The following is a 15,286-nucleotide window of genomic DNA, read 5'->3' as shown; positions in this document are numbered from 1 at the left end:
AACTGTAACAATCCACCTTGTTACGATTATACGTTGCTACGCCCCCCTTTGCCTGGACCGACTTGCTCCCCCTTGGCCGGCCTGCTCGTGCGGGATTACGGCAATTGGCCGAGTGCGGAGGCAGGATGCTGGCCGGTGCCCTTGAGATTGTCCGGGCTTTCCCGGACGGGGGATCTGCCGGCAGGGACTAGGATCATTTGACTGTAACCTTGACAGTTACGGGCTGCCCACTCTTGGGGGTGAGAGTAATAGTAAATTCCCCTTCGATGTTGCCGGCGCGCACTTCATAGTCAAACTCATTCTGGTGGGTCTCGAAGTTGAGTTTCAGTTGCGCGGGTACCTGCAAGGCCTGGGGTTGGGAGACGGTCAATTGGATGGACAATTCATCTTCCTCGTATTGACGCCAGCGGATAGTGTGCTTGAGGCGCTTGCTTTCCCCTTTGGCGAGGAAGACAGGTCCAGCGGGGCCGATCGCCGGTTCTTTGGCGAAGCGATCGGCTTCGAGTTCTGCGCGCCAGCGGATCAGTTCCTGACGGATGCGTTCGCGGCGCTCGATCAGTGCCGTCAGCTCGCGGATGAGGCGGTCTTTGCTTTGGGCTTCGCCGAGGATAGAGCGGATTTTACTCAATTCGCGGTAGAGGGCCTGAAGAGCGTTATCGGCCTGGACGACGAGGAGCGGTTCGGCCAGCCGCCCTTCTTCGAGGCTGGTCAAGACCCTTTGCTGGAGCGTTTCCACTTCCGGGAAGGTTTGTTCGGGCAACAGCCGTCCGCTGCGCCATTGTTCGTCTTCCTCCGGGCTGATGGTCAGGGGATTATCACCTAAGACCCGATCGAGGCGGTTGGTGAACGTGCCGTAGTGGATGAGGGTGCGTTCTTCCAGTTGATTGACGATGCATTCCCGTTCGATGCGCCGGAATTCGCGAGCGACTTGCTGAACCAGCTCGCGGGCTTTGCTGAGGTCTTGAGCGCAATCTTTGGCACGAACCCGAGCAGGATCCAGCTCGTCGAGGCGCTGGCTCTCGTGGACGGAGCGGACGTATGCGTATTTACGCTGGGCATCATTGAGGCGGCGCAAGGCATCGTCGAGTTTGACCGCCAGCGCTTCCTCCTCCTTGCCGATCTCGACGAGCAGGTCCGCCGGGGAGACGACCAGCAGGCGGAGCGGTTCGGCCGTGATTGCGGTTTGCGGTCCGGTATCGAAGTTGGTATCCGTGGCGCGGATGGTCAGATCCACGCGGTAGCGCTGCTGGACCTCGCCTGTTGGGGTTTCCAGTCCCAGACCGCTCATATCGAAGTAATCGCCATCCACTTCCCAGCGGAATGATTCCAGGGAACCGTCGGAGCGAGTGGTGCGGCGGGGGAGGATTTCGGTCCGCAGCTTGAAGGTCCGGACCAGGTCGCGGTTTTCGCGAGAGAGGGGTTGCTGTAGGAGAGTAGCTAGATGTTCAGGCGTTTCGCGGCGGAGGGCCTGTTCGAGGCGATAGAACTTGGCCAGGAGGAAGGCCGCTTCTTGCGCAGGGGGTTGTTGGGTGGTGCGCTGGGCCCAATGGGTCATTACAGCGGCTTCCAGCGGAGCGGGACTTCCCGGCACGGGGAGAGGAGCCAAGGCTCGCAGGGCGTGGGCGGCGCGTAAACCCTGGCCGAATTCACTTTCTTCCGGGTAAAAGGTGGCGAGATACTCCACCTTGCTCAATCCATGATCGTCCCGCAGGTAGCTGTCTGGGTGGAAGGGGATTTTAGCCCGCGGGGTCACGTAGTAGCGATTCCCAACGCGGCGGATGATGTCGGGAGCGATTTCCACAGTCGGCGGTTGATCGTCCACCACCTGGATGAGCAGTTCTCGGCGGGAGCGAATGCCATCGGCATTGACCAGTTCCAACTCGCATTCAACCGGAGCGGTGAGGCGGAACTCGTTGCGGAACTCCAGCACGCAAGTCCGGCCTGACGGGGGCGCGGCGGGGGCGTCCGGATCGGCCCTGGCGTCAATCAGTGGCAAGGGGACCGGAGCGGCAGAACCCGGTTTAGCACCGGGAAGTCGTCCCACCTTGGGGAGAACATAGGCGGCGACAATCGGCTCTTCCGTGGTGGCCGTGAGAACCACTTCTGTCCCGGAGGGGACGATCAGAATGCTCTTATCGCCGGTGAGGGAGAGGCGTTGTTCCGGCATGCGCTGGCGCAGACCGCGGAGGGCTTCGTAACCTCGGCCCTGCGGGGCGGGATGGTGCAGATAGGCGGGTTCGTAGGTGGTGGCCGTCAAGAGGGTCAGCGTGGGGGGAGGAACCAGAGTGATCGGGCGCGGCGGTGTGCGGAAATCTTCGGCCTTGAGAACAAAACGGACATCCTCCTTCAGACCACTGATCTCTCCCACGTAGGCGTTATGTCCTTCCGGAGCCAGGGGGCCGCTTCCGGCAGTGCGCCGGCCGCTGTAGCTGTAGAACACCTGAGCGGGAACCTCCAGGTGCCGTAGGGTGCGGCCCCAGGCGGGATCGTTAGCCAAGGCTTCCAGGCGGTGGAACACAGCCAGCAACGCCCCATACTGGTCTCCCATAGCTTGGCGTAAGCGCCGCTGGAGGGCTTCATCCTTGCTGAAAAGGCGACGCTCGAGTTCATCGACCGTCCAGGCTGACGGATCTGTGGGGAGAGTTGGGTTGGTCTCCGGGAAGCTTCCAGGAGCAGGCAAGAGGGGTGCTCCGGCGAGTCCTGCCAGAGCTGTCCGGGTGTTGGGTTCGTCCGGCAAACCCAGGAGCGGGAAAGGAATGGCTGGGATGCTCCGGCCAATCCAGTTTTCGGTTACATCGCTCCAAAGCAGAGGTCGCCATCCTTCCGGCCGGTTGCGGTCGGCGATGACCCAGCGGTAGGAGTAGGCTCGCAGCCGGGCCGCCCCGCCATCTCGTGCGATACGCAGCCCTTGGGCCGTGGCTTCATCAGGGATCAGCAAGGCGCGGCGGGGCCAGGGGGTGTCCCAGAGCAGGATGTCGCGTTCCACGAGCAGGGTCGTCACGTGCCAGAGTTTCCAGGCGGCCGCCCGTGGCTGAAAGCCTCCGACCGCCACGGCATGTATGGCGAAGGACAATAGCACCGTGAGCAAGGGGAGGCCGATGGCCCAGACTGCCATGCGCTGCAAACGCTCCCAGTTGAAAACTTCCCACACGGCAACCCGGCCCACCAGCTCGCGTGCTTCAGCAATCGTTTGCCGGATCATGGCTGGGGAATAACCGTAGCGAGCCATCCGTTCCACATCGGCCAGCTCGACCGCGGTGATGAGACGGTCTCCTAGCAAGTCCGGGAAGTGTCGTTCCAGAACCAAGGCCAGTGATGGATACGACAATTCGGTTGTCAAGCGGATAATGATCCGCCGCACGAGGAGAGCGACGAGGAGGATCAGAGCGGCCGTCAAAGCGGCCCCTCGCAGCCAGCGTCCACTTTCCACCACCCAATCCCAGGTGAACAGTTTGAACACGCCGTAGTCGACCAGCAGGAGAAAGGCATACCAGCCGCCGAGGAAGATCAGGGCGGCGAGAATCCCTTCGATCACAACATAACGGCGGATCAATCCCCGGAGCTGTTCCAGGGGATGGACCAAGCGTTCATCCAGCCGGGTGGGACTCGAGGGAGTAGGAACAGAGGTAGCCATGGTTCTCATTTTCTCCTGCGAGCACAGGTAGCGTGGCGGTGCTGGGTCTCCTGCGCTATTGAGCGATGACACTTCACCGGGAGTATCGGGGTTGTTCGCTCAGGCCAGACGGAGCAATTTCCGCACGGCCCATTCCACACACAGCAGGCTGATAACCACCAGCATCACCCAACTGACGGGCAGGTATTTGCCGCTCCAGGCGCTGGGAATGTTACGCTCCCACCAGGAGCCATCTTCGCGCTGCTGAGGCAATTGGATGCCCCGGTCCCAGAGATCGTTGACCGGCCCGCGGATCAGTGAGCTTTGCTCTTCCGCCCGGAAGCAGTCCGGGATGAGGCTGAGCGGGGCGCGGTCGTCCAGGGTGAATTTCAGTTTAGGAGTTCCGCCTTCATCTTTAGGGAGCTGCTGGCTCCAGAGGGTCCGAACGCGTTCGGGGACGCGCCGTTGCAGATCGGTATCGAAGGGGCTGGCCAGGGCTAGCAGGGCCGCATGGTCCGGGGTGGTGTTGTCCAGCTCCGGGTTGGCCCGCACGAGGTGGAAGCGGCTTTGCAGTACTTCGCCGGCGCTGTCCGGAACTTCAATGCGTACCAGATATTCCCCTTCCGGAGGGAATTTGCGGGCGTCGGCGACGACCTGGCCAGTGTAGTACCCTTCAAAATCGTTGCCGCTGAGTTTGGGTTGCAGTGGCAGGCCGGCTTCCACCAACTCCGGTTGCTCGCTCGTGGGGGCAATTCGCCAGATGCTGAACTTGGGGCTGATAGCACCGCCGCCTTCCAGCGGATAAGGCCGGGAACTCGGATCGAGAATCTGCGCCTGAACGCGGATGAGGGAGCCGACGCGAAGCTCCTTGCTAATCAGAATGCGTCCGCGGCTAGCCTTGACATTCCGCTTGGCAGCCATGTAGCGGAGGAATTTCCCCCAAAACCGCTCATAGTATTCCCGACCTCTGCTGGGATAGGATTGCAAGCGGTAAAGCTCGGGCGAGGCGAGGAAGGCGGTGCGCCAAGCCGCTGCTGGGTTGTTCGTGACGAGGAAAGGCCGGCGGGCCAATTCGCCGCGCTCATCAATCTCCGCAAACTCTGCGAGAACATGCGCGCCCGGCTTAACTTCCTTGACAGGATAGCAGGAGTAAAAACCGCGCCGGGGGAACAATTCCACCTTGTAGTCCGGATGTTTGCTGTAGCGTTCGCGATCGGTGAAGAACTGCTCCCACCCGGCCACAGGATCCTGGGGAGAGACGCCCTTGTCCGAGGGCTGGGTCAGCGGGTCCACTTCCTCCAGTTGCAGCAGATCGGAACCGGGAATGGGGTTGAGATACAGGCGGCGGGGGTGTCGAGATATGGCCCGGATTTTGACCGCGATAATATCGTCAGGAAGCACCGGCAGGATTTCCAGGATCGGATTGAGCTGGCTGCCGGCTTCCATTCCCCGGCGGATCAGTTGGGCCGTGTGGATCCGATCGGCGACGAAGATCAGTCCTCCTCCTTGCCGCTGGACCCACGTTTGCAGTTGTTCGGCTTGCTGCTGCGTAATTTCCGACCAATCCGGATCGAAAGCCACAATCAGGTCATACTCGTTGAGGTTGTAGCCTTTCTCGTCCGGTGCGACCTTCCTGTCCGCCAGATCGAGGCGGTCGGGGAAGCGCTTGATCAGCCGCTCTTCAGGATTGGGCGTCAGTTGGCCGCTGCGCCCCGCGTCATTCTGCACGAGTAATGTCAGCTCGACCCGTTTATCCTTGGCTTCCCGCATCAGGAAGGTGCGCAGGAATTGGAACTCCCGGTTGGCGGCGGAAGCCCAGAGCAACACGCGCAGGACCTTCTGCTGCACCTGGATGCCGAGGCGCTCACGGGTGTGCTCCGCTTCGGGGAAGACTTCGTCAGGATGACGGGGGATGCGGGCGCGGACCGCCCAGACTCCCTCCTTGAGCACCGGCTTTTTGATCGCCGTGTCCTTGGACTCTTCCGTGAGGATTTTGCCTTGCGGATACTGCTGGAGTTTGGCCGGGTCGATCTCGAACTCGATCTGCCCGTGAGGCGGCTCGCCGGGAGTAAAGGTGATCTGGTAAGGTTCCTTGCGAGGATGCGTCTGAGCATTGAAAGTGAAATCCGGCTGGCGGTCTTTCAGGTCTGTAACACGAGCATCCTTGCCCAAGTAGAAAACATCGAGTTCTACAGGAACGCTCTGATGGGCCAGATTGACGCCATCGGCATGGACGGCCACTTTGAAACCCTGGTCCGGAGTGACGACGTCATCGGTTTGCACTTCGGTGATGGCAATGCTCGTGAAGCGGCGTTCCACGCCGACAGCGACGGTGAAGATTGGGATTTTCTCCCGGCTGGCTCGCTGGCGGACCTCACGAATGACGGCATCGCTGCCGAGGTTGCTCCGTCCATCGGAGAAGACGATGATCCCTTGTGTCATGTTCGGAGCTTCTCGGTTGATCGCCGTCAGGATGGCATCAGGGATGTTGGTTCCCAGAACGATGGCGCGAGCGACTTCGATCCGGCGGTCCAGCTTGCGCAAGTTGTCCCGCAGGATGGCGTCATCTTCCGGGGACAGGCCGGCGACGAGGGGCTTAGGCGGTTCCTGGGGGTTGGGGCTGAGTCCTTCGTCACGCCGAGCGTACCATTGGGTAGCCCAGTCTGCCCATTGGGGCGGTCCCGCGCGGCGCTGTCCGGCGGGGGGGCGCGGTCCGTTCCAGTCCGGCGTCGTGGTGTTCTGCAACGCTTGCTGGCCCGCCGGTGACAAACCGCGCAACAGAAATGGGCGGAAATCATAATGGGCGAAAGCTTCCCACTCCTGACGGGACCAGGGGGCGCTTCCCCGTTCCATCACCTGGGGTGTCTCATCCAGTCGAGTCCCGAAGGCATAAACAACCACAGGGTTATTCTGGAGCAGGCGGTGGACGAATTGCACTTGCTCATCGGTGAGAAACTCGATGAGGTGTTCGATCCGCGTGCGGGGAGTCCGTGGGCCGCCACTGCTAACTTCATCGCTGACCTGGGTGATGCTGGGGGAAATATCCAGCAGCACAACAACCCGCGAGCGCTTCTCCGTCTTCTCCCACGTCTGCTGAGCAGGGAGCAGAAAGACAGCGAGGAGTATGGCGTAGACGGACAAGCGCACCAGAGCCAGCAGGGTGGCCCAATACCAGCGGATCGAGCGGCTATCCCGCAGGTATTGCACGGCGACGTAGAAGGCGGCTAAGGCGAATAAGACTCCGACGCTGATGTACCATAGCACGGGGTTGCTTTCACCGGGCGTGCCTTCCGCTTGTCCGCTGCGGATCTGGGCTGTGTCTCGCTGATAAAAGGCGTAGAGGAACCAGAGGATGCAGGTCGCACTGCTTAGGAATATGGCCCCGTTGAGCAAGCGCACGATGGGTGCCGGCTTGCCAGGGCCAGCTCCCGGCCCGCGAGAGTAATACCGCTGCGCGGCGATCCGGGCTGCGAAGAGCAGCAAAGTCAGGACCACCAGCGTCAGCGGCAAGGCGGCCCACAAGTCCGCGAGAAACTGCGGGAATGATTCCCCGAGTCGGCGGAAGACGAATTCCGTGTCGCGTGTGGTTTCTGGGGTCATTGCAGTCTCGGCGTATCAGGAAATCCGTTCGGGTCTCTCTTTTTGTTGTTTTGGAGTCGCATAGGGGCGAGGTAATGGTTGGGTTTTCAGGAGGCGGCCACTGGTGTCGACGGAGCGGGGGCGCCATTGCCGGAGGGTGCCGGCGGCGGAGTGCCCCGTGCGTAGGCCGCGGCAGCACTGGGAGCGTGGGCGGCGACGTCTTCGGGACGGCTGTGATAACTGAGACGCACCGCCATGGCCTGCTCCAACACCAGAATCACCAGGATTAGCAGGTAGAGCCAGCGGCCGCTGGACAAGTCCGTCGGCTTTTGTTTGAGGCTGTCCAGCCAGTCGGCATCCGCTGCGGAGTGGACCAGCGCGCCTCGGGCCAGTTCCGCCAGGTCGGTTCCGCGGGCGCGGGCCAAGTCCCCTTCACGCTGGCTATCCAGATTGAAGACGGCGGCTAGATATTCCGGCTTTTCCGCGGGCTCGCTGGGGGGATCGTCCTCCTGCCGCAGCCTCGTCAGTGTCAGCAGCAGCGCGCCGGGCCGCTTCTCGGTGGTTTCCAGTTTCAGTTCGCCTCCCTCCAAAGACAGAATCAGTTCGCCGAGTTCCTCCCGCAGGACTTCTGCCTTACCGCGGTCATTGCGGGAAGTATCGCTCGTCAGGAAGAGGCGTTGGGCCGTGGGCTTGTAACGTCCCGCTTCCAGGCGGAGGGTGAACGGTTCCCCGACGCTGCGGTTTTCATCCAGGCCGCCACCGATGAGATATTTCTGCATCTCTTTCATGACGGCGACCCAACCGGCGGCTCCGGCGCCGCTGGGCCAATCGGTCCAAGGTTCCCCCGCCGTGGTGGTCATGACGGTGACCCGGCCGCTGCCGAAACGCTTGGCGAGGTAGAGGGGGTCGCCATATTTGCAGTCATCCCGCAGGTTCTGGGCTTCCCGCCGCAACTCGGCCATTTCCGGCTGACCCCAGAACTCCCGCAACTGAGCCTCGCGCGGGTCCCCTTCGCTGACCTCATCGGCTAGCAAGCGGTCCAAGCGGCGGGCCAGCTCCGTCAACGGCATTTCCGTATTGGCAAACAAAGCGCGGATGTTCTGAAAGTGTTCGCTAATCAACGGACGGTACGGCTCGAATTTCGGCTCGGCGTACTTCTTGACAACTTTATCTTGCAACTCCATCACGCGGGCTTCGTAGTGGGCTATCGGTCGATCGTTGGGCAGGCAGAACAGTTCCTGCACCGTGCGGTCGTCCCGCGACTTCCAACTCAGGCGCGACACCGGCCAGTGCTGATCGATATTGACGAAGAAGAAGAAGCGTTCGATGTCCTGAGCTTTGTCCGGGTCGCCCCGCTCATTGGTGTACAGACCGGCGATGGCCGGATGTTGTCGGGCGGAAGCTTCCCGGACCAGGATGCGCTTACTGAGCGACAGGCTGCGGAGAAAGCGCTGTTCCTCGCTGAGGGGTGGGGTGGGGTCATTCCGCAATTCGATGGGGAAGAAACCCTGGCCATCCCGGAACATCAGGCGGTTGTAAGCCTCGCGGTTGACGCGCGGGCCGAGGAAAACGCCCACCCCTCCCCCTTGCTGGATGTAGGCCTCGAGCTTGCGAACTTGCGACTCGCTCAACTGGGGGACGTTGAGCAGGAAGATGGTGCTATACCGCCTCAGGTCCTGCTTATCCAAGGCATCCGGCTGGGCCGTAATCCACTCTACGCTCTTGAACGCTTCCTGGAATAAGCGGCGGAGATAGAAGGAATCATTGCTCTTTTTGTCGGGATTGGCCAGGTCTTCATCCGGTCCCACGATAGCGAGCACAGCCAGTTTGTCCCGGACTTCGATGACTGCATGCCGGACGTTGTCCGTCGCCAGAGCGTCATTCGGCACATTGGCCAGGACGGCGGTGACAATGTGGAAGCGGGACAGGGGGTTGTCCTTATTCCCCGCATCGGGGAACTGGACCTGGATCAATTGGGTGCGTTCCTGTCCCGCAGGGATGAGATCGAACGGCAATTCGGGGATGATGTGGCCGACGCCGTCGAGGAAGAAATAGACTTGCACGTCCCGCAGGTCCGTGCTGCCGAAGTTTTTCAAGCGAATTTCGAAGTCCACCGGGTCATTGCGGGCGGCCAGGCGCGTGCGAGGGCGGAACTCCACAATCCCGACGTTGTCGCTGTAATTCAAATGGCGGCTTTTGTCTGCCGGGCGGGGCGGCTGGGCCACATCGATCAGATGGACCTGGACCCCGGCATCGTGTAGCTCCTGAATCTTCTGCCGCAGGGCTTCCCCTTCCTGAGACCAATCAACGGTGCGCAGGTCGGTCAGGACGTGGACGATCCGAGCCACATCGGCGCTAGCCCCTGCCTGGTCGCACTCCTGCTTTGCCTTCTCCAGCCCACGAACCAGGCTGGACCGCACGGTTGAGACTTTCGGTTGCTGGGACAGGGTGGCGCGCACGGTTTCGATCAATTCCGAGGTGATGCGGCGCGGCCCGCTATCCGCCGCCGGGTCCGGCTGGAGCAGATCGGTCAGGTCGCTGAGGCGATACAAACGCAGGGATTGGGGCGTCGTGGCTTCCAAGGTGGCCGGCAGGATTTTTTCCGTCAGATGCTGGCGGGCGAGAGCGTAAGCGTCTTGGCTGCGCTGAGGATCGCCGCCGGTTTCGCCCATACTGGGGGTGTCGTCCAGCAGCACGATGTGCAGGGTCGGTCGCGTTTCCTTACCGGCCAGTGGGTCCAGACCCAGAAAGCGGGCGAAGAGCAAGGCGGCCAGAAACACCAGCAAGCAACGCAGAAACAGCAGAATGAGCTGTTCGATGATCAGCTTGCGCCGCATCCGCTTCTGCGCCTTGAGCAGGAACTCCATCGCTGCCCAAGGAATCCGCCGGAAGCGCATCCGGTTGATCAGATGGATGATGATCGGAGCGCTGATCAGTGCCGCGCCCACCATCATCGTCACCGGGTGTAAGAACAGCGACCACATGGTGCCAAGTCTCGCCTTCGGTTTCCGGGATCAATCCATGTCAAGCCACGCGGCAATGGGGCCGGCAGCAACCAGTCCGGACGCTAATCGGTTCCCGCCGTTGGCTATTTCCTCTCGTGTACTCGTCAGGGTATGCCCCACCCTAGAAGTCTGCCCAACCTTTGCCCCAGTGTGCAGGGAAAAGATCACAGCAGGTCCATCCCCAGGTATCCTCAACGCCGAACCAGCGAGTTCCGCTGGGACATGCGTTGGAAGAGGAAGCGGGCTAGCACGGCATCGAGGTAGTCGCTGGTCCGGACCAGATGGTACTCGACGCCGATCCGGGTACAGCCGCGGCGCACCTCCGTCAAGTATTCCTCCAGCACCTCCAGGTAACTGTCGCGTAAAGCGCGGGGGTCGCAGAGCAAGTGTGGCTGGCCTTCCAGTCCCTCGAAGCGGGTCATGCCGGAAAAGGGAAAGAGCAGCTCGTCGTCATCGAGGATGTGGAAGACCATAACATCGTGCCGGCGGTGGCGGAGCATTTCCAGACCCTGGAACAGCGGCGGGCGATCGACCAAAAGGTCGGAAAAGAGTACGACCAATCCCCGCTGCGGCATCGACTCCGCCACACGCTGGAGGATTTTGCGGATGTCGGTTTTGGCGCGGGGCTGGCTGGTGTGCAAGGCCTTGGTGATGGCGTCCACATGGGGCAGGCCGCTGCGGGGAGGCACCACCTCGCGCACATCCTCGTCAAAGGTGATCAGGCCGCAGGAATCCTGCTGCTTCGTGGTCAGATAGGCCAGGCAGGCCGCCGCCGTGGCTGCGTATTCGTACTTGTGCAGCGTCCCCGCTTTACGATGCCGGGCTTCCCCGTAGAGCATCGACTCGCTGCTGTCCACCACCAGATACGCCCGCAGGTTCGTCTCCGCCTCGAATTGCTTGATCACAAACTTGTCCGACCGCTGCCAGACTTTCCAGTCGATCCGCCGCAGATCATCCCCCGGCACATACTCCCGGTGCTGGACGAACTCGACCGACTGGCCATAAACCGGGCTTTTATGCATGCCGCTGAGGAAGCCTTCCACCGCTTGCCGTGCGCGCAAATCCAACGGCGAAATCCGGGCGATGACCGTGGGGTCCAAAAAGCGGCGGGGATCGCTCACATCACGTTTCGCCATAACAGGTGTCCCCTGGAAGCTCTGAACGAGGTTCCACCGAGGTGTGGCCCCCGTTGGAACCGTTGGCAGGGTGGGTCCAGAATGTGCTCAACACGCTGGCTTCGATCTCAGGCCGCAAAAATCTTCTTGAACCGCTCATCCGAGGTCAGCGCGCCTTCCTTGTCCGGGGTTTCTTCGAGCAGTTTTTGAATGACCAGGTCCGGCGTGATCCCTTCCGAAGCCGCCGTGAAATTGGTCAGAATCCGGTGACGGAGGACGGGATAGGCCAGGGCCTTGATGTCATCGGTGGTGACGTGAGCACGTCCATAGAGCAGAGCGCGCGCTTTGCCGCCGAGAATGAGGTTCTGCACCGCACGCGGCCCGGCGCCCCAGCTCAGCCAATCTTTGATGAACTTCGGTACTCCCGGTTCTCCCACCCGCGTTTGCCGGACCAGGGCCAGCGCGTAGTTGATCACATGGTCCGTGACCGGCACCTTCCGCACCAGCGTCTGAATCTCGATGATCTGCTCGCCGTTGAGCACCGGCGTGATCTCCTCGGTTTGCACCCCGGTTGTCCGCCGAGCGATCTCGAATTCCTCCTGATAGCTCGGATACTTGACGAACACTTTGAACATGAACCGGTCCTGCTGCGCCTCCGGCAGGGGATAGGTCCCTTCCTGCTCGATCGGGTTCTGCGTCGCCAGGACGAAAAATGGATTGGCCAGCTTGTGGCGGACGCGCCCCACGGATACCTGTCGCTCCTGCATCGCCTCCAGCAAGGCCGCTTGCGTCCGCGGAGGGGTCCGGTTGATCTCGTCCGCCAGAATCATGTTGGCAAACAGCGGCCCAGGGCGGAACAGCAGTTCGAACGTGCCCGTGACTGGGTTCTTCTCGATGAAATCCGTTCCCGTAATGTCTGCGGGCATCAAGTCCGGTGTGAACTGAATCCGGCTGAACTCCAGGTTCAAACACCGCGACAGCGTGCTGATCATCAACGTCTTGGCTAGCCCCGGTACCCCCTCTAGCAAACAGTGGCCCCGTGCAAACAACGCGATGAGCAATTCCTCAATCACCGCTTCCTGACCCACGATCACCCGGTGCAATTGTTGCTTGATGCTATCGAAGGCAGCCTTGAACTTTCGGATCGCTTCCAGGTCGCTTTCCTGCATGGCAGACGCATTGGCGGCGCTCGTTTCGCTCATGGTTTCTCCTTAGAGGCGGCTATACTGCATCTCTTCTTACCCACCGTCGTTATCGGGCGTCAGCTCGATAACAGCTCCTTCCCCTCGCTTGGAGGGAGGTTTCATGGTTATGACGCCTGCCCCACGCCTTGACTAACATCTCCCTCGCTCCCTCCAGGAAAATATGGTAGCAAGCCATGCCGCAACGGCGCCGAGAAACCCAGGCCTCCCTCGAATCGGCCCCGCCTTCGACCCACCCCTCATCCTATCCGCATGCCTCAACGCCCGGCTGATCTCCAGCACACAAGCGGCTAAGGGGCAAGTGGCCTCATTAGTCTCGCACCCTTGGCGATCTTCCCGCGCGATGGCATGCCATCCAGATGTTCCCCCAGCCGTCGCCCGACAAAAAAATTCCGATTGCCTCTTGACGGACTCCCCGGACCGGTTATACTCGCACTAACTCGAAAACCATCTCGAATGTATGGGTTCCCGCGAGGAGGCCGATCATGTCCTCCCAATCGCTACAGTCCCCCCCCGCGGAAGAATCGGTAGGGAGTTCCTGGTTCTGCGCCTGACCCTGGGATTGTTCCTCGTCGGTGCTGCGGGATTGAAAGTGCACGCCCTGTTCGTCAGTTCTCCCCTTCAGGAGTCGCCCTTGTCTTCCCCTCGCTGGCAACTGACCGCAATTGTGACCGAACTACTGCTCGGCACCTGGTTACTGAGCGGCCAATGGTTGCGTGCCGCTTGGATAGCAAGTCTGGCCTTCTTCTCTGTCTTGGCCAGTGCCAGCCTGTATCTGGCACTCCTGGGGCAAACCGATTGCGGTTGTTTCGGCCGGCTCGCGGTCAATCCCTGGGTGACCTTCCTGCTCGATCTGGCGATCCTGGCCGCCCTGTTGCTATTTCGGCCTCGAGGCATTTCCCCATCATTCCAAATGAGCTATGGCCTAAGAGCGGCAAAGGTCGGAATGGCGGCAGCACTTTTGACGCTCTTCGTTGCCGTTCTCTTTCTGGCGATGGTGGACCGCCCGGCAGATGCCTTGGCTCGCTTGCGCGGAGAGCCACTCACCGTGGAACCTGCTGTCAGCGAAGTGGGTGAGGCCGCTGCCGGAACTCAACGCTGGTTCACGGTTCATCTGGTCAATCACACGGATCATCCCATCCGGGTTGTGGGAGGCACGGCAAGCTGTGCCTGTACGGCCACCCAAGACTTGCCTGTGACCGTGCCGCCTTACGAAATGCGACCGATCAATATCCTGATGACCTTTTCTGGAGGGGCGGGATACTTCCAGCACCGCTTCGCTTTGTTTACGGACCACCCTTCCCAACCCGTTGTGGTGGCACGCTACGCCGGGCGCGTAGTGCGAACGCCATCACCGTGAGGAAACATCTGCTTGCTGGGGGCTTCTCTGTGGTGGAGAAGCGGCAAGCCGGTGCAAAAGCAGCTCCGAAGTAAGCTGCTGAGACAGAACGGAGGATGATGTCATGACGCGACTCTACGACACAGTCGGTTGGCTGCTAAGCAGCCTGGGTTTAGCGTTGCTGGTGTGCGGTCTGGTGCTCGTACCGCAAAACCGGCTGCTCTCTAATGATCCGGTCGATATTGTTACTGGTGGCTGTGCGGGACACAAGGTTTGCAACAGTGGGTGTGGGAATCAAAATCCCCCCAACTGTACAACCAGTAAATTAGATTGCAGTCAGGGTACTAACGATGATTGTTTATTCTGTGTCTGTACCAATGTTGATGAATCTTGCATTTGTAAATAAATGTTACTTGGAGCAAATATTCCCGATTTTGTCTATATTGTTGGAGGCGACAGTCATGGCGGCATTCCGGTCTATGGTGCTGAGTTTGTGGCTAGGTGGTGTGGTGGTGGGTGGGGTGTGGTGGGCAGTGTTGTGCCAACAGGGGATGAGCCAGGCTGTTGCCCAAGCGGACGGAAGTTGGCGGGAACGCTTTCTGCGGGAAGCCCCCGCCGCCTGGAAGGAATACGCAGAGTTTGCCCGTTGTTTGCAGGGAAGCTGTACAACACGATACTTGATACATTCAACGGGGAAGAAGATGCTGCATCGTACTGAGATCAAACAGAATAATGAATGTGGGATGTATACATATGAGGTGGTGGAGGGAGATGTAGTGAGGTTGGCTGTGGAATTGAAGGCGTACAATTCAAAGTACAGTTTTATGTTGGGTCGGCGGACATTAGATGGGGAGTGGCTGGTGGTGCGTTATGGTGTCGAGGCCGATCAGATAGCATTACGTCAGGAGACACGCGAAGGTATTGATAGCACTTCATCTGCTCCAGTGCGGGCGGTTCGGACGCGGTTGGTGGATTTGGTGGGTCAATCGACGTTTCGGGTGGTGGAGGTGAAGGGTGTGGAGTATGAGGGTCGGGAGTGCGTGGCGGTGCGGTTTGAGAATCCGCATCCGATGAGTCGTCAGCCGTTTGTGCCGGAGCAGGGAGGTGTGTTGGTGTTGGACCCGTCGCGGAAGTGGTGTTTGTGTCGGGCGGAGATTCGGAGTCAGTATTTGGGGGATAAGGGTCCGAAGGATGTATCGGAGGTGGTGGTAGTGGAGACGCGAGTGGGGAAGTCTGGGTATCCGATTCCGGTACGTCGGACGCTGCAGAACGATGGGGGAGTAATTACGAGCGAGTATGATTTGCGTGATGAAGGGGTGGAGCCGTTGGAGAGGGAGTTTACGTTGTCGGCGTTTGGATTGCCGGAGCCGGTGGGTGTGGAGTGGGAGCGTCCGGTGCGGTGGTATTTGTGGCTGATGCTGGCGGGGGTGGTG

General features: G+C 60.6%; 7 protein-coding genes. 2 read left to right on the top strand and 5 right to left on the bottom strand.

Annotation, left to right across the window (positions count from 1 at the left end):
- Window positions 1-193: 193 nt before the first annotated feature.
- The 5 genes from H0921_RS11400 to H0921_RS11380 form a co-directional block, all read right to left on the bottom strand.
- Window positions 194-3,634, bottom strand: coding sequence for a hypothetical protein (locus tag H0921_RS11400; RefSeq protein WP_194538216.1), 3,441 nt, complete (start codon window positions 3,632-3,634; stop codon window positions 194-196).
- A 99-nt stretch (window positions 3,635-3,733) separates the two neighbouring features.
- On the bottom strand, window positions 3,734-7,213 hold the full coding sequence (locus H0921_RS11395; protein WP_194538215.1) for a vWA domain-containing protein: 3,480 nt from the start codon (window positions 7,211-7,213) through the stop codon (window positions 3,734-3,736).
- Between the two features lie 86 nt (window positions 7,214-7,299).
- A complete protein-coding gene (locus tag H0921_RS11390) occupies window positions 7,300-10,176 on the bottom strand; it encodes a BatA domain-containing protein (RefSeq protein ID WP_194538214.1) in 2,877 nt (958 codons plus the stop codon).
- Between the two features lie 212 nt (window positions 10,177-10,388).
- The gene (locus H0921_RS11385; protein WP_194538213.1) at window positions 10,389-11,333 is read right to left on the bottom strand and encodes a DUF58 domain-containing protein; all 945 of its coding nucleotides are present in this window, start codon (window positions 11,331-11,333) and stop codon (window positions 10,389-10,391) included.
- Between the two features lie 107 nt (window positions 11,334-11,440).
- Window positions 11,441-12,514 (bottom strand): AAA family ATPase, encoded by a 1,074-nt coding sequence (locus tag H0921_RS11380; RefSeq protein WP_194538212.1) that lies wholly within the window; start codon window positions 12,512-12,514, stop codon window positions 11,441-11,443.
- A 460-nt stretch (window positions 12,515-12,974) separates the two neighbouring features.
- Between H0921_RS11380 and H0921_RS11375 the strand changes: the two genes are divergently transcribed.
- Both H0921_RS11375 and H0921_RS11370 read left to right on the top strand, forming a co-directional pair.
- Entirely contained in the window at window positions 12,975-13,874 is a 900-nt protein-coding gene (locus H0921_RS11375) for a MauE/DoxX family redox-associated membrane protein (protein ID WP_194538211.1), read from the top strand.
- 440 nt (window positions 13,875-14,314) lie between these two features.
- A partial coding sequence (locus H0921_RS11370) for a hypothetical protein (protein ID WP_194538210.1) occupies window positions 14,315-15,286 on the top strand: 972 nt, incomplete at its 3' end.

Source organism: Thermogemmata fonticola, assembly GCF_013694095.1.
Classification (GTDB): Bacteria; Planctomycetota; Planctomycetia; order Gemmatales; family Gemmataceae; genus Thermogemmata; species Thermogemmata fonticola.
Note: the sequence above shows the minus strand (reverse complement) of the source record. Positions and strands in the feature narration are given on the sequence as shown.

Coding starts and splice junctions, on each gene's coding strand:
- H0921_RS11390 (WP_194538214.1), bottom strand. CDS start 10,176: ATGTGGTCGCTGTTCTTACACCCGGTGACGATGATGGTGGGCGCGGCA.
- H0921_RS11385 (WP_194538213.1), bottom strand. CDS start 11,333: ATGGCGAAACGTGATGTGAGCGATCCCCGCCGCTTTTTGGACCCCACG.
- H0921_RS11380 (WP_194538212.1), bottom strand. CDS start 12,514: ATGAGCGAAACGAGCGCCGCCAATGCGTCTGCCATGCAGGAAAGCGAC.
- H0921_RS11395 (WP_194538215.1), bottom strand. CDS start 7,213: ATGACCCCAGAAACCACACGCGACACGGAATTCGTCTTCCGCCGACTC.
- H0921_RS11375 (WP_194538211.1), top strand. CDS start 12,975: ATGGGTTCCCGCGAGGAGGCCGATCATGTCCTCCCAATCGCTACAGTC.
- H0921_RS11400 (WP_194538216.1), bottom strand. CDS start 3,634: ATGGCTACCTCTGTTCCTACTCCCTCGAGTCCCACCCGGCTGGATGAA.